This window comes from Trichocoleus sp. FACHB-90 (genome assembly GCF_014695505.1).
Classification (GTDB): domain Bacteria; phylum Cyanobacteriota; class Cyanobacteriia; order Cyanobacteriales; family FACHB-T130; genus Funiculus; species Funiculus sociatus.
In genome coordinates, this window is record NZ_JACJOK010000061.1 from 114,929 (window position 1) to 138,237 (window position 23,309).

At 49.0% G+C, this 23,309-nt stretch carries 15 protein-coding genes; 9 read left to right on the forward strand and 6 right to left on the reverse strand.

Annotation, left to right across the window (positions count from 1 at the left end; translation table 11 throughout):
* Nucleotides 1-34 precede the first annotated feature (34 nt).
* From H6F74_RS18355 to H6F74_RS18370, 4 genes are all read left to right on the forward strand, one after another.
* Nucleotides 35-826, forward strand: a complete 792-nt coding sequence (locus H6F74_RS18355; protein ID WP_190443712.1) for a TatD family hydrolase — start codon at nucleotides 35-37, stop codon at nucleotides 824-826.
* Nucleotides 827-1,374: 548 nt separating this feature from the next.
* Nucleotides 1,375-4,695: a DNA-directed RNA polymerase subunit beta gene (gene rpoB, locus H6F74_RS18360; protein ID WP_190418868.1), complete on the forward strand. Its 3,321-nt coding sequence runs from the start codon at nucleotides 1,375-1,377 to the stop codon at nucleotides 4,693-4,695.
* Between the two features lie 126 nt (nucleotides 4,696-4,821).
* The gene (locus H6F74_RS18365; protein ID WP_190418870.1) at nucleotides 4,822-6,699 is read left to right on the forward strand and encodes a DNA-directed RNA polymerase subunit gamma; all 1,878 of its coding nucleotides are present in this window, start codon (nucleotides 4,822-4,824) and stop codon (nucleotides 6,697-6,699) included.
* A gap of 162 nt (nucleotides 6,700-6,861) precedes the next feature.
* On the forward strand, nucleotides 6,862-10,944 hold the full coding sequence (locus H6F74_RS18370) for a DNA-directed RNA polymerase subunit beta' (RefSeq protein WP_190443640.1): 4,083 nt from the start codon (nucleotides 6,862-6,864) through the stop codon (nucleotides 10,942-10,944).
* A 122-nt stretch (nucleotides 10,945-11,066) separates the two neighbouring features.
* Here H6F74_RS18370 and H6F74_RS18375 read toward each other — a convergent pair whose 3' ends face one another.
* Nucleotides 11,067-12,284, reverse strand: coding sequence for an HhoA/HhoB/HtrA family serine endopeptidase (locus tag H6F74_RS18375; RefSeq protein WP_190443641.1), 1,218 nt, complete (start codon nucleotides 12,282-12,284; stop codon nucleotides 11,067-11,069).
* Between the two features lie 200 nt (nucleotides 12,285-12,484).
* On the opposite strand from H6F74_RS18375, the gene H6F74_RS18380 reads away from it, so the two are divergent.
* The 4 genes from H6F74_RS18380 (at nucleotide 12,485) to H6F74_RS18395 (ending at nucleotide 15,043) form a co-directional block, all read left to right on the forward strand.
* Nucleotides 12,485-12,844: a metal-sensing transcriptional repressor gene (locus tag H6F74_RS18380; RefSeq protein ID WP_190443642.1), complete on the forward strand. Its 360-nt coding sequence runs from the start codon at nucleotides 12,485-12,487 to the stop codon at nucleotides 12,842-12,844.
* A gap of 241 nt (nucleotides 12,845-13,085) precedes the next feature.
* A complete protein-coding gene (locus H6F74_RS18385; RefSeq protein WP_190443643.1) occupies nucleotides 13,086-13,646 on the forward strand; it encodes a Uma2 family endonuclease in 561 nt (186 codons plus the stop codon).
* A gap of 132 nt (nucleotides 13,647-13,778) precedes the next feature.
* Nucleotides 13,779-14,576, forward strand: coding sequence for a 2-succinyl-6-hydroxy-2,4-cyclohexadiene-1-carboxylate synthase (gene menH, locus H6F74_RS18390; protein WP_190443644.1), 798 nt, complete (start codon nucleotides 13,779-13,781; stop codon nucleotides 14,574-14,576).
* A gap of 80 nt (nucleotides 14,577-14,656) precedes the next feature.
* On the forward strand, nucleotides 14,657-15,043 hold the full coding sequence (locus H6F74_RS18395) for a VOC family protein (protein WP_190443645.1): 387 nt from the start codon (nucleotides 14,657-14,659) through the stop codon (nucleotides 15,041-15,043).
* Nucleotides 15,044-15,320: 277 nt separating this feature from the next.
* On the opposite strand, the gene H6F74_RS18400 is transcribed toward H6F74_RS18395, so the two are convergent.
* Complete coding sequence (locus tag H6F74_RS18400; protein WP_190443646.1) at nucleotides 15,321-15,983, reverse strand: glycoside hydrolase family protein; 663 nt, start codon at nucleotides 15,981-15,983, stop codon at nucleotides 15,321-15,323.
* On the reverse strand, nucleotides 15,980-16,642 hold the full coding sequence (locus tag H6F74_RS18405; RefSeq protein ID WP_190443647.1) for an SDR family oxidoreductase: 663 nt from the start codon (nucleotides 16,640-16,642) through the stop codon (nucleotides 15,980-15,982). Before H6F74_RS18405 ends, H6F74_RS18400 begins: the two co-directional genes overlap by 4 nt.
* Before the next feature lie 219 nt (nucleotides 16,643-16,861).
* Between H6F74_RS18405 and H6F74_RS18410 the strand changes: the two genes are divergently transcribed.
* A complete protein-coding gene (locus H6F74_RS18410; RefSeq protein WP_190443648.1) occupies nucleotides 16,862-17,533 on the forward strand; it encodes a DUF1997 domain-containing protein in 672 nt (223 codons plus the stop codon).
* Nucleotides 17,534-17,581: 48 nt separating this feature from the next.
* On the opposite strand, the gene H6F74_RS18415 is transcribed toward H6F74_RS18410, so the two are convergent.
* From H6F74_RS18415 to H6F74_RS18425, 3 genes are all read right to left on the reverse strand, one after another.
* Complete coding sequence (locus H6F74_RS18415; protein ID WP_190418891.1) at nucleotides 17,582-18,052, reverse strand: DUF4079 domain-containing protein; 471 nt, start codon at nucleotides 18,050-18,052, stop codon at nucleotides 17,582-17,584.
* A gap of 236 nt (nucleotides 18,053-18,288) precedes the next feature.
* Nucleotides 18,289-21,564: an efflux RND transporter permease subunit gene (locus H6F74_RS18420; protein ID WP_190443649.1), complete on the reverse strand. Its 3,276-nt coding sequence runs from the start codon at nucleotides 21,562-21,564 to the stop codon at nucleotides 18,289-18,291.
* A 47-nt stretch (nucleotides 21,565-21,611) separates the two neighbouring features.
* Nucleotides 21,612-23,051: an efflux RND transporter periplasmic adaptor subunit gene (locus H6F74_RS18425; protein WP_190443650.1), complete on the reverse strand. Its 1,440-nt coding sequence runs from the start codon at nucleotides 23,049-23,051 to the stop codon at nucleotides 21,612-21,614.
* Nucleotides 23,052-23,309 lie beyond the last annotated feature (258 nt).

Below are 23,309 nucleotides of genomic sequence, written 5' to 3' on the forward strand. Positions count from 1 at the left end.
AACGACTAACGATCAATAACTAATGACTCAACGTATGCAGTTGATCGACAGCCACGTTCATATAAACTTTGATGTTTTCCAGTCGGATCTGGAGGCACTACAAGAGCGCTGGCGGGAAGCGGGGGTGGTTCGGCTGGTGCATTCGTGCGTCGAGCCTGCTGAGTTTGCTAGTATTCAAATGCTAGCGAACCGCTTTCCCGAACTACACTTCGCCGTGGGGTTACATCCCCTAGATGCCGAAAAGTGGACATCAGAGACTGCCGAAGGAATTCGGTCGCTGGCGATTTCTGACAGCAGAGTTGTAGCAATTGGCGAAACTGGGCTAGATTTTTACAAAGCCCAAGATTGGGCGCAGCAAAAAATGGTATTTGAGGCGCAGCTATTGTTGGCCCATCAACTAGATTTGCCTGTAATTATCCACTGCCGCGATGCCGCCGTCGCGATGCGAGAACTATTGCAAGATTTATGGAAAGGCATTGCTCCCGTGCGGGGTGTTATGCACTGCTGGGGAGGCACACCAGAAGAATCGCAATGGTTTTTGGATTTGGGTTTTTATATAAGCCTCAGCGGAATCGTGACATTTAAAAATGCCACACAGATTCAGGAATCGGCGAAAATTATCCCAAGCGATCGCCTCCTGATTGAAACCGACTGCCCCTTCCTCGCACCAGTTCCCAAGCGTGGCAAACGCAACGAGCCTGCCTATGTTCGTTATGTGGCAGAATGTCTAGCCTCGCTTCGGGGTGTCTCTATCGAGACTATAGCAGCCCAAACCACCGAAAATGCTTGTAAACTGTTTCGCCTTCCTGATGACTCAGGAAGGTAAAAGACACACATCACAGGAAAATTGAGAATTTCCGGTTGCCTGTTCCTGTTCCTGTTAACTTAGAATTATTAACCTAGTTAGCAGTAAAATGTCAACCAAAAAACTAAATCTGCGTCATAATATTTAATAGACCGGCTATGACCAAAATTCTTTCAGTAAAAGTGCGATCGCATCCTCAGCGTAATGAAGACACTTCAACCGCAAGCCCTACACCGTCCTTATATCAGGTAAATAAGCACTAAATATTTTCTTTGAGCTTTCCTTTAAGACATTCCTGAGACGTTGCGGTACTGCCAACAGCGGTAGTTAACGTCTCAGGATATTATTGCGAATCGCTCGTCCTTGTGTTAGAGAGAGATTCCATACCCCGTCATATTTGGCAGGATGCAGCATGAAGCCAGAAAAAATAAGGCTCCCGCCAAAAACAAGAAGTTCCTGTATGGAAGCTTTTCTCATCCGCCCATACAACCTACGCTCCGTATGGGCAAAAAGCCATAGCCCTGTTCTCCAAGATTGCTGAGGCCCGAATTGTTAGAGAGAGGAAACGCATGAATAGTCAGACCGAAACCACCGCCGCTTATATGTTGCCAGACCTGGTTGAAATCCAAAGAGCCAGCTTCCGCTGGTTTTTGGAAGAAGGTCTGATTGAGGAACTCGACTCCTTTAGTCCTATCACCGACTATACAGGCAAACTAGAGCTGCATTTCTTGGGCAAAAACTACAAACTCAAGCGGCCCAAGTACGATGTGGACGAGGCGAAGCGGCGGGATGCCAGCTACGCAGTGCAGATGTACGTCCCCACCAGGCTGATTAATAAAGAAGATGGAACCATCAAGGAACAAGATGTTTTCATCGGCGATTTGCCTTTGATGACAGACCGAGGCACCTTTATTATCAACGGTGCTGAGCGAGTTATTGTTAACCAGATTGTCCGCTCTCCCGGAGTTTATTACAAATCAGAGACAGACAAAAACGGTCGCCGCACCTACTCAGCTTCCTTGATTCCCAACCGGGGGGCGTGGCTGAAATTTGAGACAGATAAAAATGACCTGGTGTGGGTGCGAATTGACAAAACCCGCAAACTCTCAGCGCAGGTATTGCTGAAATCGCTGGGACTTTCTGACTCGGAAATTTTCGATGCCTTGCGCCACCCGGAATATTTCCAGAAAACGATTGAGAAAGAAGGGCAATTCTCCGAAGAAGAAGCTCTGATGGAACTTTATCGCAAGCTGCGTCCGGGCGAACCACCCACCGTGTCCGGGGGACAGCAGCTATTGGAGTCGCGCTTTTTTGACCCGAAGCGGTATGACTTGGGTCGAGTGGGACGCTATAAGCTGAATAAGAAGTTGCGCCTGTCTGTGCCAGATACAATGCGGGTGCTTACTGCCACGGATATTTTGGCGGCGGTAGACTATTTGATAAATCTGGAATTTGACATCGGTCAGACGGATGATATTGACCACTTGGGAAATCGGCGGGTGCGCTCGGTGGGCGAACTGTTGCAGAACCAGGTACGGGTGGGGTTAAACCGTTTAGAGCGGATTATCCGGGAGCGGATGACGGTAAGCGATGCGGCTACCTTGACTCCGGCATCTTTGGTAAACCCGAAGCCTTTGGTGGCGGCGATTAAGGAATTTTTTGGCTCGTCGCAGTTGTCGCAGTTTATGGATCAGACGAATCCATTGGCGGAGCTGACCCACAAGCGGAGACTCTCGGCGCTTGGCCCTGGGGGACTGACGCGGGAACGGGCTGGTTTTGCAGTGCGGGATATTCACCCCAGTCACTACGGACGGATTTGCCCGATTGAGACACCAGAAGGCCCGAATGCAGGACTGATTGGTTCTTTGGCGACTCATGCGCGGGTGAATGCCTATGGGTTTATCGAGACACCCTTCTGGAAGTGTGATAAGGGGCGGGTGATGAAGGAAATTGCCCCCCAGTACATGACGGCGGATGAGGAGGATGATTTGCGAGTGGCACCGGGGGATATTCCGGTGAACGAGCAGGAGATGATTCAGGGCGAATTAGTGCCAGTGCGCTATCGTCAGGAATTCACTACCACAACGCCGGATCAGGTGGACTATGTGGCAGTGTCTCCGGTGCAGATTATTTCTGTGGCGACTTCGTTGATTCCGTTTTTGGAACACGATGATGCGAACCGGGCTTTGATGGGGTCGAACATGCAGCGGCAGGCGGTGCCTTTGTTGCAACCAGAGCGTCCTTTAGTGGGGACTGGTTTGGAGGCGCAGGCAGCCCGGGACTCTGGGATGGTGATCGTGTGTCGCGATGAAGGGGAAGTTACTTATGTGGATGCGACGAAGATCAAGGTAAGAGCGCTGGATGGAAACTCCGAACCGACTGGGCCGGAGACTCTGTATGAGTTACAGAAGTATCAGCGTTCTAACCAGGATACGTGTCTGAATCAGCGACCCCTGGTGTATGAAGGCGATCACGTAGTTGCCGGACAGGTGATGGCAGACGGAAGCGCTACTGAGGGCGGAGAACTCGCTCTGGGGCAGAACATCTTGGTGGCTTATATGCCTTGGGAAGGGTATAACTACGAAGATGCTATCTTGATTAGCGAACGTCTAGTTTATGACGATGTGTATACTTCTATACACATTGAGAAGTACGAGATAGAAGCGCGGCAAACCAAGCTGGGCCCGGAGGAGATTACGCGGGAGATTCCCAACGTCGGGGAAGATTCGCTGCGGCAACTTGACGAAACCGGGATTATCCGGATTGGTGCCTGGGTGGAAGCAGGGGATATTCTGGTAGGGAAGGTGACACCCAAAGGGGAATCTGACCAGCCGCCAGAAGAGAAGCTGCTGCGGGCAATCTTCGGAGAAAAGGCGCGGGATGTGCGGGACAACTCGCTGCGGGTGCCGAACGGAGAGAAAGGCCGCGTGGTGGACGTGCGAGTTTTCACCAGAGAGCAAGGTGACGAACTGCCGCCTGGGGCGAACATGGTGGTGCGCGTTTATGTGGCGCAGAAGCGGAAGATTCAGGTAGGCGACAAGATGGCGGGACGGCACGGGAATAAAGGAATTATTTCCCGCATCCTACCTGGGGAAGATATGCCTTACCTGCCGGATGGAACGCCTGTGGACATCGTGCTGAACCCCTTGGGCGTACCGAGCCGGATGAATGTGGGGCAGGTGTTTGAGTGCTTGCTGGGATGGGCTGGCGAGAACCTGGGAGTGCGCTTCAAGGTGACACCCTTTGACGAGATGCACGGAGCAGAGAAGAGCCGGGAGTCGGTACACGGGAAGCTGGAGGAAGGGAAGAAGAAGACGGGGAAAGATTGGCTGTTTACCAACGACTTGAATGCCGGGAAGATTCAGGTATTTGATGGGCGGACTGGAGAGCCATTCGACCGTCCGATAACGGTGGGCAAAGCTTATATGTTGAAGCTAGTTCACCTGGTGGACGACAAGATCCACGCTCGTTCCACAGGGCCGTACTCGTTGGTGACGCAGCAACCCTTGGGAGGGAAGGCGCAACAAGGAGGACAGCGATTTGGCGAAATGGAAGTGTGGGCGCTGGAGGCATTTGGCGCAGCTTACATCTTGCAGGAGTTGCTGACTGTGAAATCTGACGATATGCAGGGGCGGAATGAGGCGCTGAATGCGATCGTTAAGGGTAAGGCAATACCGCGACCAGGAACGCCCGAATCTTTCAAAGTGCTGATGCGAGAGCTGCAATCTCTGTGTTTAGATATCGCCGTCCACAAAGTAGAGACTACGGAAGACGGAACCACGGGCCACGTTGAGGTGGACTTGATGGCGGATGTGTCGAATCGGCGGACACCAACGCGACCGACTTATGAATCTCTGACCCGCGAAGAGCTAGAAGAAGACGAAGTGTAAAAAAGGTAAAAGGTAAAAGGTAAAAAAAGAAAAAATATTTCCTTTTTCTTGATTTTTTGCCTTTTGCCTTTTAACTTTTGACTTTTCTTTTTTGCCTTTTAACTTTTTACTTTTGACTTCTTTAGTATGAGAAATCAGCTAGAACAGCGGTTTGATTACGTAAAAATTGCTCTGGCATCGCCAAAGCGAATTCAGGAATGGGGACAAAGAACTCTACCTAATGGCCAAGCAGTAGGTGAAGTTACGAAACCCGAAACAATCAATTATCGGACGCTCAAACCAGAGATGGATGGTCTCTTCTGCGAGCGCATCTTTGGCCCAGCAAAAGACTGGGAGTGTCACTGCGGCAAATACAAGCGGGTGCGTCACAGAGGGATTGTCTGCGAACGCTGCGGTGTGGAAGTGACGGAATCGCGAGTGCGCCGTCATCGCATGGGCTATATAAAACTAGCCGCTCCCGTGGCACACGTCTGGTATCTCAAAGGTATTCCCAGCTATATGTCAATTCTGCTGGATATGCCGCTGCGGGATGTGGAGCAGATTGTCTATTTCAATGCCTATGTGGTGCTTAGCCCTGGCAATGCAGATAATCTGACTTACAAGCAGTTGCTCACAGAAGACCAATGGTTGGAAATTGAGGAGCAGCTGTATAGCGAAGATTCTACCTTGCAAGGTGTGGAGGTGGGAATCGGAGCAGAAGCGCTGCAACGTCTCTTGCAGGACATTAACTTAGAAGCAGAGGCGGAGTCCCAAAGAAAGGAAATTGAGCAAGCCAAAGGTCAAAAGCGGGCAAAGCTGATTAAGCGCCTGCGGGTGATTGACAACTTCATCGCTACGGGATCAAAACCAGAGTGGATGGTGTTGACAATGATTCCGGTGATTCCGCCAGATTTGCGCCCAATGGTGCAGCTGGACGGGGGCAGGTTTGCTACTTCTGACTTGAATGACCTGTATCGGCGGGTGATTAACCGCAACAATCGTCTAGCCCGGTTGCAGGAAATTTTGGCACCAGAAATCATTGTCCGCAACGAAAAGCGGATGTTGCAAGAAGCGGTAGATGCTCTGATTGACAATGGTCGTCGGGGACGCACGGTGGTAGGAGCGAATAACCGACCTCTGAAGTCTTTATCGGACATTATTGAGGGTAAGCAAGGACGCTTCCGTCAAAACTTGTTGGGTAAGCGGGTAGATTACTCCGGACGTTCCGTGATTGTGGTGGGGCCAAAGCTGAAAATTCACCAGTGCGGTTTGCCACGAGAAATGGCGATTGAGCTGTTCCAACCGTTTGTGATTCATCGACTGATTCGCGGCGGCTTGGTGAATAATATCAAGGCCGCTAAAAAGCTGATTCAGCGATCCGATGCTGCTATATGGGATGTGCTGGAAGACGTGATTGCGGGACACCCAGTGTTACTGAACCGCGCACCAACGCTGCACCGTCTGGGAATTCAAGCTTTTGAGCCGATTCTAGTAGAGGGTCGAGCTATTCAACTGCACCCGCTGGTATGTCCGGCGTTTAACGCGGACTTTGACGGCGACCAAATGGCGGTTCACGTGCCGCTTTCTCTGGAAGCTCAGGCAGAGGCGCGGTTACTGATGCTGGCATCTAATAACATTCTCTCACCAGCGACTGGACGACCGATTGTGACGCCGAGTCAAGACATGGTGTTGGGCTGTTATTACCTGACGGCGGAAAACCCGGCAGCAACCAAGGGGGCGGGATGTTACTTTGCCAGCTTGAATGATGCCCTCTTAGCCTATGAGCAGTCGGCAGTGGATTTGCACGCCTACATCTGGGTACGCTTTGACGGTGTGGTAGAAAATGATAAACCGGATTTGGAGCCGGAAAAGGTGGAAACCTTGGCTGATGGCACGGTGTGGAAAACCTACAAGTTCCGCCGCCTTCGTGAAGATAAGCAAGGGAATGTTTTGACTCAATACATTCGGACTACGCCTGGGCGGATTATCTACAACAAGACGGTTCAAGAAGCCTTAGCAGGCTAAGTAGATTTTGGATTTTGGATTGGGGTTGCTCACCAGGAAGTAAGAAATTGTAAGGGAAACTGAGTAACTTTTTAATCCAAAATCCGAAGTCTTTGCGCTGGCTTAATCATCAGAGGCGGAGAAACTCCAACCTCTGCAAAATCCATAAACTAAAATTCAAAAATGGCAGAGCAACCTGAAATCAAAAATATTTTTCACAACCGAATGGTTGATAAAGGGCAGCTGAAGAAGCTGGTTGCCTGGGCGTTTACCAACTATGGGTCAGCCCGGACATCACAAATGGCAGATCGGCTGAAAGATTTAGGCTTCCATTACGCGACCAAAGCGGGTGTTTCTATAAGCGTGGATGACTTGCAGGTACCGGATTCCAAGCGGGATCTGCTGGAAGCGGCTGAGACGGAAATTCGCGCTACAGAGTCCCGCTATGCGCGGGGAGAAATTACGGAAGTAGAGCGTTTCCAAAAGGTAATTGACACCTGGAACAGCACCTCTGAGTCACTAAAAGATGAGGTGGTTCGCAACTTCCGGAAGAAAGACCCCTTGAACTCCGTGTATATGATGGCGTTTTCTGGGGCGCGGGGAAATATTTCCCAGGTGCGCCAGCTGGTGGGGATGCGTGGTTTGATGGCAGACCCCCAAGGGGAAATTATTGACTTGCCGATTAAGACCAATTTCCGGGAAGGTCTGACGGTGACGGAATACATCATCTCTTCTTATGGAGCGCGGAAGGGATTGGTGGATACTGCTTTGCGGACGGCGGATTCTGGATATCTGACCCGACGCTTGGTGGATGTGTCCCAGGATGTGATTGTGCGGGAAGTGGACTGTGGCACCCCAAGGGGGGTGAAGGTTACGGCAATGACTTCGGGCGATCGCGTTTTGATTCCACTGGGCGACCGTCTTTTGGGCCGAGTTTTGGCAGAGGATGTGATTCACCCCACCACTGGAGAAGTGGTGATGACGAGAAATCAGCCGTTGTCAGAAGAATTGGCACAAGCAGTGGCTGCATCTGGGGTAGAAGAAGTGATCGTGCGATCGCCTCTGACTTGCGAAGCCGCGAGATCCGTCTGTCAGTCTTGTTACGGATGGAGTTTGGCCCACGGACACCCAGTAGATTTGGGAGAAGCAGTCGGGATTATTGCCGCCCAGAGTATCGGGGAACCGGGAACCCAGCTGACGATGCGGACGTTCCACACCGGAGGAGTATTCACCGGAGAGGTTGCCAGACAAGTGAGAGCGCCCTTTGATGGAAAGGTGCGTTTCAGCCGGGGGATGCGGACACGCCCCTTAAGAACTCGGCACGGGGAAGATGCTCTGTTGGTGGAATCTAACAATGGCGCATTGGTATTGGAACCTGCTTCCGGAGGGGAAGCAACGACAATTCCTCTGACTCAGGCTTCAACCCTATACTGCAATACTGGAGACACAGTAACCGAGGGAGTGCTATTGGCAGAGGTAGCAATTGTTGCCCCGACCAAGGCACACACGGAAAAAGCTGCCAAGGACGTAACAACCGACTTGGCGGGAGAAGTGAAATTTGAAGGATTGCTGCCAGAAGAGAAAACCGACCGTCAAGGGAACACCACCCGAATTGCAGCGCGGGGTGGTTTGTTGTGGATTCTCTCAGGGGAAGTTTACAACTTGCCGCCTGGGGCAGAAGCAGTAGTCCAGAATGGTACGATGGTGGATCACCAAGACGTGCTAGCGGAAACCAAATTGGTGAGTGAGCATGGAGGAGTGGTGCGCCTGAAGGCGGAGACTGGAAGTTCTAGGGGTCGAGAGATTGAAATCATCACGGCTTCTGTACTGCTAGACCAAGCGCGGGTGCGGTCAGAAACGACCGCTGGGCGAGACCACTACACGATTTACACTGGCGAGTCGCAGCGCTTTCAGTTGAAGGCGGCACCAGGGACGAAGGTGCAGAATCACGCGGTGGTTGCGGAGTTGATAGACGACCGCTATCGCACCACCACCGGGGGAATTATTAAATACGCCGGGGTGGAAGTTGCCAAAAAAGCAAAAGCCAAACTGGGGTACGAAGTCATCAAAGGCGGGACGCTGCTGTGGATACCGGAAGAGTCCCACGAGGTGAATAAGGATATTTCCTTGTTACAGGTTGAGGACGCTCAATATGTAGAAGTCGGGACTGAGGTAGTCAAAGATATCTTCTGTCAGACTTCGGGTCTAGTGGAAGTGACGCAGAAAAATGATATTCTGCGGGAGATTGTGATTAAGCCTGGGGATCTGCATCTAGTGGACGACCCAGAGGCAGTGATGGGGAAAGACGCAACTCTGTTTTATCCGGGACAGGAAATAGTTCCTGGGCTGGTGACAAACGAACTGCGGTACGTTGAATTTGTGGAGACTCCAGAGGGCCCAGCATTGTTGCTGCGTCCGGTCGTAGAGTTCCAAGTACCCGATGAACCAAGCGTACCTTCCCAAGCATCGCTTTCCAGCAAAGGACGATATACCATTGAGCTGCGCGCGGTGCAGCGGCTGCCATATAAAGATGGGGAGCGGGTGAAGTCAAAAGAAGCGCTGGAACTGTTGCGGACACAGTTGGTGCTGGAAATTGGCGCTGGAGGCGAGCAAGATAGCTCAGCGGAAGGGGCGGGTTTGAAACCTGCGTCTATAGCGGGGCTGGAACTGCTGGCAGCGGATATTGAGTTGTTGCCAATCGACAGGACTGATGACTCCGGCGGGAGTTCTGAGCCAGAAGATTCAAGTCAAAGCTTAAGCCGAGAAACTCAAAACTATTCCGAGTATCGGTTACAACTGCTGGTGTCTGAGACGCTGGTGATCCGGCGGGATACGGTGGCAGATCCTTTGAGCGGCAGCACCCACACCCGGATTATGGTGACGGATGGGCAGCAAATAGAGCCGGGGGCGGTTGTGGCGCGAACTGAGATTCAGTGCAAAGACGCGGGAGAAGTGCGCGGGATTCGTCCTGGGGATGCTGCGATTCGTCGGGTGCTGCTGATTCGGGATAGCGATCGCGTAACGATTGAAACATCAGGAGCGAAGCCTACCGTAAAGCCCGGATCGCTATTGGTGTCGGGAACTCCGCTTGCGCCAGGACTGCCAACACCGGAATCCGGTCAAGTCCTTTCAGTAACCGAGAATTCAGTAACTTTGCGTTTGGCGCGTCCTTACCGAGTGTCTTCGGGAGCTGTGCTGCACATTGACGATGGCGATTTGGTGCAGCGGGGGGATAACCTGGTGCTGCTGGTGTTTGAACGAGCCAAGACTGGGGATATCATCCAGGGTTTGCCCAGGATTGAGGAACTGCTAGAAGCTCGGAAACCGAAGGAGGCGTGTATTTTAACACGGCGATCGGGGACGACGCAGGTGGTTTATGGCTCGCAGCAGGAAGCTGAGGATATTAAGGTAGTCGAGGCGGATGGGGTAGTAGCTGACTACCCGCTAGGCCCTGGTCAGAACATGATTGTCGGTGACGGCATGAGTGTGGAGACAGCAGAAGCGCTGACTGATGGCCCTGCGAACCCGCACGAGATTCTGGAGATTTTCTTCGACCATTATCGCGAGACGATGGGCATCTATGAAGCAGCGCTAGGGGCATTGCAGAAAGTCCAGACCTTCTTGGTGGACGAGGTGCAGTCGGTGTATCAATCGCAGGGAATTGATATTTCTGACAAGCATATTGAGGTGATAGTACGGCAGATGACCTCTAAGGTGCGGGTGGATGATGGTGGGGACACGATCATGCTGCCTGGGGAACTGGTGGAGTTGCGGCAGATAGAACAAGTCAACGAAGCGATCGCCATCACCGGAGGAGCGCCAGCACAATACACTCCAATGTTGTTGGGGATTACCAAAGCTAGTTTGAACACAGACAGCTTTATCTCTGCGGCATCTTTCCAAGAGACGACGCGGGTGCTGACCGAGGCGGCGATCGAAGGTAAATCTGACTGGTTGCGCGGTCTCAAGGAGAACGTGATCATCGGACGACTGATTCCAGCCGGAACCGGGTTCAACGCCTTTGAGGAAGCAAACAACGAGACGGTTGACTTTACTGGGGCATTTGCAACCGGACTCGATGTTGAGGAAGACGCACTAGATGTGGTTCTGGATGACCGCACAGCACGCGCTTACAATCCCGGAATGGGATTTGAGGAACGACCCACTTACGGAATGGGAAGCGGCGCTTCCTTGTCCCCGGTTCTAGATGATGACGAACTCGTTGATGATGATGACGATGGCGACTTCGAGGATGACGAGGACTAAAGAAAGGGACTAGGGACTGGCATAAGTCTTGTTCAGTCCCCAGTACAGTACCCCGCAAAGGAAAGGGCACACAAGCTAATTGTGCGCCCTTTCCTTTTAACTTACCGAAGAGTTTGCCTTTTCTAAGATTGTTCTTGCAGTTCGCCAGTGCGGATGCCGATAGATGTAGTCTGTTTGCCGCGTTGCACTTTCATCTCTAGCATCTGACCGATGCCGCTACTATCTACGATGCGCTGTAACTCAGCGGCGGTTTCCACTGCTTGTCCGTCAATCTGGACAATTACATCCCCCCGACGCATTCCAGATGCTGCTGCTGGAGTATTTGGCAGAACTCGCACCACTAAAATGCCATTGATTTCCGGCACCTCAAAGGGAGCATTTGGGTCGCTGTTATTTTCAGCTGCTACTTCTGGTGTCAGGGTTGCCATCTGGATACCGAGATAGGGATGGGCAACTTTTTCCCCGCGTGCTAGTGCGCTGGAGATTACTTTAGCCTTATTGATGGGAATCGCAAAGCCAATACCCATTGCATCGGCGCGAATTGCCGTGTTGATGCCAATAACTTCGCCTTGCTGATTTAACAATGGCCCGCCGGAGTTGCCGGGATTAATCGCTGCATCAGTTTGAATAAAGTCTATCCGTTTGTCGGGAATACCGACTTGGGCGCTGGAGCGTTTGAGCGTGCTGATAATTCCCAAGGTAACGGTATTATCCAATCCTAGAGGATTGCCGACTGCGATCGCCCAGTCTCCTACTTGCACCTCGTTAGAATCTCCTAGTGGTGCCACTGGCAAATCGCTGTTGTCATTGATCTTAATTACTGCCAAATCTGTCACCGGATCTGCACCTTGTACTTTTCCTTCCAAGGTACGTCCATCCTTGAGTCTCACAGTCACCTTATCGGCTCGATTCACCACATGGGAATTTGTTAGGATAATTCCACTTTTGTCAATAATGAAACCAGAGCCTTGACCGCGCAGACGCTCTTGCATAGGGCCTCTTGGCAATTCTTCGCCAAAAAAACGCCGGAAGAAGGGATCGTCAAATAATGGATCGAGGTTGCGGTTGACTGTACGCTCGGTATCAATCCTTACTACAGCTTTACCGACCCGATTCACCGCTGCGGTGACAAAACTGCCAGCAGCTGTTTCGGGAATTCTGGAGATAGTGCTTTGTGCCAGTAGCGTCGGTGCCTCCTGATATGATGAAAATTTCTTAGGAGCAACCCCGGCTTGAGATGGCAGGACGCGATAAACGCCAGCTGTCAGAATAGCTCCTAAAAGGATGGAAAATACATAGGTAGCGATTTGACGTGGAAATTGAGAAAATGGAAACTGCATAGCATCAATTTTTAGCTTCGTGATGGTCTAGGCGGCAACAATAAATAGCCCTACAGCTATTTTTACAGTTGAATTGGCTTTCCTCAGACGCGATCGCTGATGCGGTTTTCCCTACATCCCAAATTTCTTTAAACTACCAGAGGTACTGACCCTCAGATAGGTTAGATTATGTTATACAGATGCCTTATGGACGACTCTACATGATTGGATCGAACCCTAAACTTGACCAAACCTTTCCGATTCAGGATCATCCGCATACTCATGAGGAGGAAGAGTCGCCCCATCATCACGTTCACAGCGAAGAATCACTGCGACGAGTAATTAACCGCCTATCTCGGATTGAAGGACATATTCGGGGCATTAAGACGATGGTACAGGAAAGCCGCCCCTGTCCTGATGTCCTCGTGCAGGTTGCTGCCGTGCGGGGTGCTTTGGATCGGGTGGCGCGGATGATTTTGGATGAGCATTTAACTGAGTGTATCGGTCGTGCTGCCAAAGAAGGCAATATTGAAGTTGAGATCGAAGAGTTAAAGGCTGCTTTGGATCGATTTCTGCCTTAATTTAAGAATCAATCTCGACTCAGGGTGACGGCTGCATTGCGTTTTTCTCTATATCTACTTGACAAAAAACCCTGTTCGCAGGGTTTTTTTGTATCAATAGAACTGCTATAGCGGTTCGCAGTTGAGTGGAATACAAACCTAACGATTTTACGCGGTTTCCTACAAGGGGAGAGGTCATGGGTCAAATTAAGGAGCGATCGCGCTAAAACTAAAAAGTATCATAGCGGCAAGCAAGTGACTTATGAGCATAGCTATTAAACCTAAACTGACCTTAAAAGAGTTTCTAAAACTTCCAGAAACTAAGCCTGCATCAGAATTAATCAATGGAGAAATTATTCAGAAGCCGATGCCTCAAGGTGAACACAGCCTACTTCAAGGTAAACTCTGCGAAGTAATTAATCAAGTCGCTAAAAGCCAGAAAATTGCTTATGCTTTCCCAGAATTGCGCTGCACTTTTGGCGGTGATGTAATCGTCCCTGATATTGCTGTATTTCGATGGGAAAGAATCCCCATTGAACCATCAGGCAGAATTGCTAACCGCTTTGAAATTCATCCTGATTGGGCAATTGAGATTCTTTCCCCAGACCAAAGACAAACTAAAGTGTTTAGTAAGTTGTTGCATTGTTCGCAACACGGCACCGAGTTAGGTTGGTTAATAGACCCAGAAGAGGCTACTATTATAGTAGTGTTTCCGGGTCAGCGAGTGGAACTATTTACAGGTGCTAATCAGTTGCCAATTCTTACTGGAGTCGAGTTGGAACTAACACCTGAACAAGTTTTTGGTTGGTTGACTTTTATTTAAGTTCAGGTGAAAGTGCGCGAAATCTCCTTCATCGCACGCTTCGCCTACTTTGCTGCATCCGGAAGAATGCGATCGCATTCGTAAGACCACTTTTTATATATCAAATAGGCTTTCTTAAAGCATTTGTAGAAAATGAATTTTGACAATTATCAATTTCATTATTCTTTCAGTGGTAGCGCAGATAAGCCGCTGATTCTTTTTTTGCATGGATTTTTGGGAGATAGCAATGAATTTAATCAAGTTATATCCTTATTGTCTGACCAATTTTGTTGTCTCGCCGTTGACCTTCCAGGTCATGGAAAAACTAGAATAATCGCTGGAGATGATTGCTACACAATGGCAAACACTGCCCACGCATTAATCAAACTACTAGATAGTTTAAACATTCAAAAATGTTTTTTATTAGGTTATTCGATGGGTGGACGTTTAGCTTTGTATCTAGCTCTTAATTTTCCTAAATATTTTCATAAAGTAGTTCTAGAATCGGCATCTCCGGGTTTAAAGACTGAACACGAACAATGGGAAAGAAGTCAAGGGGATGTTGAAATAGCCCATCAATTAGAAACAAGTAATTTTACATCTTTTTTATCAAAATGGTATAATCAACCGCTTTTTGCTTCCCTTAAAAAACACCCAAAATTTGAGCGTCTCGTAGAGTATCGTTTACAAAATAATCCAATAGAGTTGGCTAAGTCATTGCGTAATTTAAGTAGTGCATGTCAGCCTTCTTTGTGGGAGAAGTTAAAAGAAAATCAAACGCCTCTGCTTTTGCTGGTTGGGGAATATGATGAGAAATTTATCAATATTAATTCGGAAATGGCTAGTCTGTGTGAATCAGCGAAGTTGAACATCATTAAAACTTGTGGACATAATGTTCATTTTGAAAATCTGAATGACTTCGTTAAAAATGTTAGACTGTTTTTAAGTTAAAAATCATTGTAATTTTGGTTTCATTACCTCAACCTATGGCAATGGCTACCCAAAAATCGTAAGTTTATGGGAATTAAATTATGGAAACCACAGGAATTCATCACGTCGCCATCATTTGCTCTGACTATAAAAAATCAAAACAATTTTATGTAGAAGTTTTAGGATTTTCGGTTATAAAAGAAACATTCAGAGAAGAAAGAAATTCTTATAAATTAGATTTAAGAGTTGGTAGCAGCGCTCAAATAGAATTATTCTCGTTTCCTAATCCGCCTCAACGAGTGAGTCGCCCGGAAGCTTGCGGATTGAGGCATTTAGCTTTTGTTGTCGAAAATATAGATGAATCAGTTTGCTATTTAAAATCTAAAGACATACAAGTAGAAGATATTAGAATCGATGAAATTACTGGCAAGCGGTTTACTTTCTTTAGCGATCCAGATGGATTACCTTTAGAGATTTACGAGAACTAAAAAAACTGCCTCAAACCCGAATATTTTGGGAAAGGTGCGTTAAGAATAGCGCTAACGCACCCTAAGAGGATGTCCCAGAAGTGTCAAAAGTTAGCTTGCTCCCCCCCAGCCCCCGCCCTAACGCGCCGCTGCGCTAGAGAAAAGGGGGGAGAATTAAGTCTTAGTCCCCCTTTTTAAGGGGGATGCAAGGGAGATATCGACCGTCTAAGCGTCTCGATTATTACTTTTCAGACATCCTCTAAGAAATCTGGTTTCGTTTTTTTGCTTATGCCTTTTTTCACCCAGAGGCTTTTAGTTCCTCTTTCAGCATTTGCTGATAAATCCTCGGCAACTTGCTACTCATGGAATTGTTTTCTATTCCATACCCCAAACTTGTCCAAGTGCCAGAAAGCCGCCGCAAAACCTGATTTATCTTACCTTGCCGCAGTAACTCAGAAATGTTAACACCCCAAGCACCTGCGTCGCTCAACCAAGCATAAACCACCGCATCCTGAAATTCCGCCTCAAAGCTATAAGACTGCCAAAACATAAACTCAAACGGATGTGGATGATAGCGCTTAGCCTTCTCAAACCAAGTCGTGTTGATCATCTGATAGCGTCCCGCCGCAGTTGAGCAATTTCCCATATTTGGGCCATTAACAATTGTGACGCACTGCTGAGGGTGATTGCTGAGGTCGCGGACGTGATCGCCACCGTAGATCACTGAGTAAGGATGAGCCACATTTGCTTCGCTGGCAGAAATTGTCCGCATCAAAGCGCGAATATAAGGATCGCCGCCCTGCATCACCAGAGGCTGTGTCCCGTCCGCCCCTCCAGATGGGTCTAATACTAGGCGCGATAGCGGTTTTTCGCAAGCCCTTATGTAAAAGAGCAAGCATAGCAATCCAATGATGCCAGCGATCGCAGCGGTTCTCTGCTTTTTAGGTGACGTCTCAATCATGCTACCTCAGCAAAAAGTTGCTCCCAGCTTTTTGGAGAAGCTTCCGGCTTAGCAATGACTTCCACAATTTTATTTTTAGCCGCTGGTTGAAATAGTGCTTCCACACACGTCTGCGCCACTTTCTGACGGGGAATGCTGCCACTCAAAGACAGGGTATCTGCGTTATACATTACCACCGAGTCTGAGCTGTCTTCATTCTTCAGACCGCCTGGACGCACAATTGTGTAAGTCAAACCGCTTTTCTGAATATACTCCTCAGCTTGCTTCTTCCAGACGAGAATCAGCCAGAAAAGGTTCAGCGGATGGAAAAATTGAGAAGCACCAATTGAAGAAACCAGTACAAATTGCTCAATTCCCTTAGCTTTGGCGGCATCTACTAGATTTTTTGTGCCTTCGTAGTCTACCTTGTACGGTGCAGTCGGGTCAAAACCTGGTGCGGCACCAGTAGCACATAACACTACCGTACTATCACCCAAAGCAACACTGAGAGTTTCTGGCTTTAACACATCTCCGACTACTAATTCCGCCGCATCTGGGAGAATTCCTCTAGCTTTTTCCATGTTCCGTACTAACGCCCGAACAGGTATATTTCGCTTCACCAGTTCTTGTACAATCCGGCGACCAGTTTCTCCCGTTGCCCCTGCTACAAATGCTTTCATCGCTTTCTCCGTATATTACACGTGTCCACTTTTAAATTCGCAAGCTATGCTTATTGGACAGAGAAAATTTTTATTTTGCAGTAAAGTCCAACTTTTCAATTGTATGAACTATGAGCCGTTGTCGTCTTTTAGAAAAAAAATGCAATTTATGGAAACAATTGGACTCTTTGCGGGAATCCTTTATATAGGGAAACGGCAACCATCGCAGGAGAGCAGGTGATGCAGTCACAATTTGTTGATAGTCAAGCGATTGAGATTCAGTCAGCAATGTGCAATCTAGAACCAAGTTTCATGGAGTCAGACAATTTAGTTGTAGAAGCTGACAGTACGATTGAGCCAACTCGGTTTCACACTCGCTTTGAAGACAGCATGGAACTGTATACCGATGCTCACACAGTAGCTAAGTATCTGGATACTCACCAAGGTTGGTTCTGTCGCTGCGCCCACCCAATGGCAGCCGAACCGCTGGGAGAAAACGGCTATTCGCTAGTAATAGGGCGTTTTGGGGCTTTTGGCTATGAGGTAGAGCCAAAAATCGGCTTAGAACTGCTACCCCAGGATCGCGGCGTTTATCGTATCCAGACGATACCGATTCCAAATTACGTGGCTCCGGGCTATGAGGTTGACTATAAAGCGGTGATGGAATTGGTGGAAGTACCGACAGATGAGTTGACCATCACCCGCGTTCAGTGGCAGCTGGATTTAGCAGTTTACCTGCGGTTTCCCAAGTTTATTTACAAGTTGCCCAAGTCTGCGATCCAGAATACAGGCGATCGCTTACTCGCGCAAATAGTCCGCCAAGTTTCCCGCCGTCTCACCCACAAAGTGCAGGAAGACTTTCACACGACTCTCGGCTTACCCTTACCGAAAAAAGCGAGAAAAAAGGGCTAATGGCTAATGGCTAATAGGTCTTGAACTAGCTATTAGCCATTAGCTAGGTTACATCTTGCTAATAATCCTTTGCAAAATTTCCACACCACTGAAAGCTTGCCAGGCAAACAGCGCCAAGAGAGCAGAATTCAACACAATGTGAGTGTAACGCGCCCAATCGTGACCCTTTTGCATATAGGGAGACAGGGAAGCTGAAACCGCAATCATACCTGTCATGCCTAACCCAGCTAGAAGGTGAGGCCCAAAAAACAGTTTTTCATTGTTGATGTAAGTAGCGCCCATACCGATAAGCGTACCGATTACCATCAACCCCAAAAGCACTGAACCTACCTGATAGTGCCGGACATTGTATCTGCCTTTGATCAGCTCTTTCTTGGCTTCCCCTTCAGCATATCTAGTTTTTCGGAGTTTAACGCCTAAATACAGGGCATAGACGGATACACCTAGCAGCACCCACATTAAAGCTGGGTGAATGAAATTAAGCCAGGGTTTAATCGAGACGGGGATCTCCAAGCTCATAAGATTCGGATTATTAAGGAACTTTATAAAAATTAGCATAATCCCCATCTGTCCTTGGGTAGTCGCCATTACTTATACAGCGCTTTTCGGGCGAGTAAGGTAAGGTACACAGATACCCGACTTCTTGGAGAAGTCGGGTATCTCTCCAGATAGCCTGTACTTCATCCGACTGGAAGCCGCTGTAAAAACGATTATCTCGTTCCTAGTCAGAGATTATGAACGAGATAATTGCTTGGTTATTTAAGTTTTATCTGTTCCTTTTTGCTTTGTGAAGGACTTGGGTGTTCCTTGCTTCGAAAAGCCTTGCGAGATTTCTTTTTAAAACTAAATCGCGGCAATTTCACAGATGGGAACTGGTGCAGCAGCACGTAGAAGCAGGGAATAATAAACAACGTTAGCAGTGTCGCCAGAGATAGACCGGAAAACACCACAACGCCTAGCGGTTGCAGAAATTCTGAGCCTTCCCCGATTCCCAGCGCCAAAGGAAACAAGCCAAGAACCGTGGTGATGGTGGTCATCATAATTGCTCTCAGGCGCATGGGAGCCGCTTTTAAAATCGCCGCTTGTCGGTCGATGCCTTCCTGTTCGTGAATCTGGTTAGCCAACTCCACCATGATGATGGCGTTGTTCACCACAATCCCCACCAGCAGCACCGCACCGACTAGCACCGTAGCACCGATAGGGGTTTGGGTGATATAAAGCCCCAGAATGCCGCCTGCTAAAGCCAGGGGCACCGTGAGCATAATTACCAAGGGGTCAATTAAGGAGTTGTATTGCACCGCCATAACGACGAAAACCAAGAAAGCAGCTAAACCTCCTAAAATTGTCAAGGAGTTTTGCAACTGCTGATTCGTTTCCGCTGTCGAACTGGGTATCACGCTCACGCCTTCGGGTAATCGCAAATTCCCCAGTACCTCGTCTACCTCTGTCAGGGCGTCGCTGAGGTTAGCTCCTTCGCTCAGACTACCCGCAATGATAAAAACCTGTCGTTGGTTAATCCGCTGAACTTCACCGGGGGCTTGACCTTCGGAAATGGTCGCGACATCACCCAACCGAACTAAGCTGTTGTTATTGACAAATAAGGGAATTTGTGCAAGCTGAGAAGCGCGTTCTACAGATTCTTCATTGAATTGTACGCGCACATCCACTAAGCGATCGCCTCTTTGCAACTGAGTCGGGACTGACCCCTCGATTGCCGTCTGGATCGTTTGCCCAATGTCTTGCGTCGTCAAACCCAACTCTTCTGCACGCTCCCAATCTGGTCGAATCTGCACTTCTGGTTGTCGAGAGTCAGCATCAGGTCGGAAAGTTGCACTTTTTACCTGCTCATCCAAGGCTTGCAGCGCTTGCCGCCCCGCTTGTTGCAACCGCTGCTCATCGTTTCCCTGGAGGATGATATCCACATCCGCCCCCCGCACTGGCGAGTTACTGAGGATAATCCCCCGTACCTGACCGGGATTCAATCGCAGACGAATCCCCGCCAAATTAAGTTTGTTAAACTCCTGATTGACTTTTTCGACAAACTTCTCGACATCTGTACCTTGCTTGAGAGTAATCGAGCTGGAAGCTCGGAGGGGATTGGCATTGGTGGTACTGCCGAACAGAGAACCTCCGGCTGTGCTAAATACATAGTCGCTTTCTGGTTGTTTAACCAGAATTTCGTCCACCAGTTTCATCACTTTTTGGTTAGTTTCCACGCTAGTTCCAGGAGGAAACTGGGCAAACAAATTTGCTTGACCTGTATTAATCCGAGGCAGAATTTCTTGAGGAATTTGACCGACCATCCACAAACTACTGCCGCCGAAAAGCAGAATAATAGCGGCGATTACTAACAACCGATAACGCACTACTCCAGTCAGAAAGCGGGTATAGCTGCCAGTCGCTGCCTCAAATCGGCGGTTAAATTCCCGCAAAGGCCAAAACTTACCTAGGCCACTCGACCACTGGATTGCCAACAACCGGGAACTGAGTGCTGGCACCACTGTCAGCGCCACCAATAGAGAGGCAGCTACAGAAAAACTAATGGTAAGAATTAATTCATTAAATAGCAGGGAGAAAAAGCCACCAATCAGCAAAAACGGCAGCACAGACACCAAGTTAGTAGTCGTAGAGGCAATTAGCGCCGATTCCACCTCGCGACCACTGCGTTCTGCTTGATCGATTACTTGCTGGCTATTCATGCGGGCTTTGCTATCCTGACCCGGAATCATGCCAGCACCTTCGGCAATTGTCTCCATCATCACGATAGAGTTGTCTACGACAATCCCCACACCCAGCGCCAAACCACCTAAGCTGAAAATGTTGATGGAAAGTCCAAATAGCTGCATTAAGATAATCGCCGCGATAGTCGCTAGGGGAATGGCGATGATAATAATTAAAGTTTGACGGGCGCTACCTAGAAATAGCATCACCGCCACCGCTGCTAACCCTGCACCCAGCAATCCGGAACTGGTCACGTTGGAGATCGAGTTGCTGATAAATTTCGACTCATCCAGCGTTGCTAACAGTTTCATGTCTTCGGGAATTACCCCAGCTTGGCGCAGTTCTTCGATCCGTTTTTTAACTGCATCCACAACCTCGATAGTATTGGCATCCGGTTGCTTTTGGATGCTGAGTTTTACCGCTGGTTGCCCATTCAGATAGACAAATACCCGCTGGTCTTCTGTCCCATCAATGACTTCGGCAAAATCTCTTAGATAAACGCGAGATTGCGGTAAAAGCGCGGGGGTTTGCGCTCCTACTGCGCTGGGGGTTGGGGAACCAACTTCAAAGGAGAGATTGCTAATTTCTTGGGCATTCTGAAAGCGTCCGACGGTACGGGTAAGCGGTTCGGAGTCAGCGCCTTGCAGACGACCGCCAGAGATATCCTGGTTGCGATCGCCCAAAGCATTTAACACGTCTACCAAACTCACCCCTAGCGCCTGTAAGCGATTCAGGTCAATTTGCACCCGGACTTGTTCTTCCACACCACCCGCAATATCGACGGCGGCGACACCATTGACTACACCGAGTTCGCGGGATAATTCTTCATCGGCAAATACTCGTAAATCTGCATCCCCCAAGGAAGCAGATTGCAGCGCAACTTCGTAAACGGGCAGCTGGGAGGGGTCAACTTTAAATAAGCGGGCATCTTCGATGGTACTGGGGAGTCTGCTGCGACCCCGGTTAAAGGCAGCAGTGGCATCGTTTAGCGCTTGGTCAATGTTGCCACCCGGTTCAAAGTACAAGTCTAAACTTACCTGCCCTTCGCGGGTTTGGGAGTAAACTTGCACCACTCCTTGTGTGGCGCTCAAAGTTTCTTCTAGCGGCTTAGTGATTTCGTCAACTGCTACCTCTGGAGAGATTCCAGGGGCTTCTAGCCGCACGCCAATCCGGGGATAGGTGATAGACGGCAACAAATCAACTTGCAGTTGGGAGAGAAAGAAGACTCCCAGCACCAACGTAGTGATGGTGAGCATGAGTGTGCCGATGTGACGGCGGATGGCGATCGCGCTTAAGCTAAATCCAGACATGGTAATTGCTAATTGCTAATTGCTAATTGGTGAATCCCGATTGCCCGTTACTGAGTTTCAGAAAGAACACTTAAGCGCACTGGCTCACCATCTTTTAGCGGCTTACCACTACGGCTTACGAATCTCTCTCCTGGTTTTAAACCAGAGAGAATTTCGACTTTTCCATTTGCGCGATCGCCTACTGTCACCGATCGAGCCTCCACTGTTGGCTGTTTCCCGTTTCTGTCCAAAACAAATACTGTCGCTTGGCTAGATTTAGGATTTTCGATTTGGGATGTTGAATTGCGTGCCTGCTCAGGAGCGGTTGCGGAACCACCGCTTCTAGCCTCTCTGCTCCCCTGACCCTCTGTGGGTGAGCTTGCCCCGCCCCTACCGCCGGGTCTCTCTTGCAAGGCAGTTTGTGGCACCAATACCCGTTCGGAGGCAGTTGACGAAAAGCTCACCCGTGCAAGTAGTCCGCTGCTAATCTCGCCTTTAGGGTTGGCAATTGTGACTTCCACTGGTATTTGACGAGCCGCTACATTCGCTGCGGGGGAAATGCGAACTACTTCTCCAAGAAACTCTCTGTTTGCAAAAGCGTCTAGCTGTACTCGTACCGATTGCCCAATCCGAATTTTTGACAGTTCTAATTCTGAAACTGGCACCACCACTGTGACGCGACTGAAATCTCCAATTTTCAAGATTTCACTACCTGGGTTCGCCAAATCGCCTGGTTCTATCCCTTTGGAAACGACAACGCCGCTAATTGGGGAAGTTAATACTGAATAGGATTGGCGTTCGCGACTTTGAGCCAGTACAGATTGTTGCGCCTTAACTCTCCCTTGAGCCGCTACGACTGCTTGCTGTTCTGTACTCACCTGTGCCTGAGCAGAGAGTAAAGCTTGTTGAGCCGTTTGAGCCTCTGTTTGGGCTAATTCTGCTTGTTGCTGAGCGATTGCGCCTTGCCGCGCCAATCCAGCCAGTCGAGCCGCGTCCCTCTGTGCTTGCTGCAATTGAGCTTTTGCCTGTTCTACCTGTGTCCGTGCATTGCCTACCTGAGTTCGGGCGCGTGCCACTTCCGATTGAAGAGTTGCAAGTTCTGCTTGCGCCTGATTGACGTTGGTTAACAATATTGTGTCATCCAACTGGGCAACAATTTGGCCCTGCGCCACTCTATCTCCCACGTCCGCTTTGAGAGATAGCAGTCGTCCTTCTACTTGGGGTTGCACCGAGACTTCCCGAACCGGGCGAGTGGTGCCGATAAACTTTATCTCTTCTTGGAGAGTGTCGGTACGAGCGATCGCTACATCCACTGGGGTTATCCCTCCGGCTCCTCCCCGTTGTTGCTGTTGTGGAGCTTGAGCATCCGCTTGCTGCTGCGGTAAAATACCGCAACTTGACAAATAAGGCAATAATAAAAAGGCGAAAGGCAAAAGAAACATTCTTTGACTTTTGCTTTTTCCCTCTTGCTGTGTCTTTTGATTTTTAGTAGATAATTCAGCAGACATAAAATTAAATGGCACGGTGAGGTTCCAATCAGGAGAATATCGGGCTGACCGCCCGATGGGGCGATAAACTAGAAATAGGCTTGCTGTGTATTTAGACTGAAGATACTTTACAAAGGTTTACTTGTAATCATAAATTGCAAATTAAATTTCTTTAGTCAGCCATAAGTAACGGATATTGTGCATCTGCTTTTGTTTCCGCAGCAGAAAATCTACCTTAAGGTACATGACATCTGCTATTGTTCCTTTTAAAAGTTTGCT

Bases quoted from the DNA above. Each gene is read 5' to 3' on its own strand.
- H6F74_RS18410 (WP_190443648.1), top strand. From the start codon at position 16,862: ATGCAGTCACAATTTGTTGATAGTCAAGCGATTGAGATTCAGTCAGCA.
- H6F74_RS18375 (WP_190443641.1), bottom strand. From the start codon at position 12,284: ATGCAGTTTCCATTTTCTCAATTTCCACGTCAAATCGCTACCTATGTA.
- H6F74_RS18355 (WP_190443712.1), top strand. From the start codon at position 35: ATGCAGTTGATCGACAGCCACGTTCATATAAACTTTGATGTTTTCCAG.
- rpoB (WP_190418868.1), top strand. From the start codon at position 1,375: ATGAATAGTCAGACCGAAACCACCGCCGCTTATATGTTGCCAGACCTG.
- menH (WP_190443644.1), top strand. From the start codon at position 13,779: ATGAATTTTGACAATTATCAATTTCATTATTCTTTCAGTGGTAGCGCA.
- H6F74_RS18395 (WP_190443645.1), top strand. From the start codon at position 14,657: ATGGAAACCACAGGAATTCATCACGTCGCCATCATTTGCTCTGACTAT.
- H6F74_RS18380 (WP_190443642.1), top strand. From the start codon at position 12,485: ATGATTGGATCGAACCCTAAACTTGACCAAACCTTTCCGATTCAGGAT.
- H6F74_RS18420 (WP_190443649.1), bottom strand. From the start codon at position 21,564: ATGTCTGGATTTAGCTTAAGCGCGATCGCCATCCGCCGTCACATCGGC.
- H6F74_RS18400 (WP_190443646.1), bottom strand. From the start codon at position 15,983: ATGATTGAGACGTCACCTAAAAAGCAGAGAACCGCTGCGATCGCTGGC.
- H6F74_RS18385 (WP_190443643.1), top strand. From the start codon at position 13,086: ATGAGCATAGCTATTAAACCTAAACTGACCTTAAAAGAGTTTCTAAAA.
- H6F74_RS18425 (WP_190443650.1), bottom strand. From the start codon at position 23,051: ATGTCTGCTGAATTATCTACTAAAAATCAAAAGACACAGCAAGAGGGA.
- H6F74_RS18370 (WP_190443640.1), top strand. From the start codon at position 6,862: ATGGCAGAGCAACCTGAAATCAAAAATATTTTTCACAACCGAATGGTT.
- H6F74_RS18405 (WP_190443647.1), bottom strand. From the start codon at position 16,642: ATGAAAGCATTTGTAGCAGGGGCAACGGGAGAAACTGGTCGCCGGATT.
- H6F74_RS18415 (WP_190418891.1), bottom strand. From the start codon at position 18,052: ATGAGCTTGGAGATCCCCGTCTCGATTAAACCCTGGCTTAATTTCATT.
- H6F74_RS18365 (WP_190418870.1), top strand. From the start codon at position 4,822: ATGAGAAATCAGCTAGAACAGCGGTTTGATTACGTAAAAATTGCTCTG.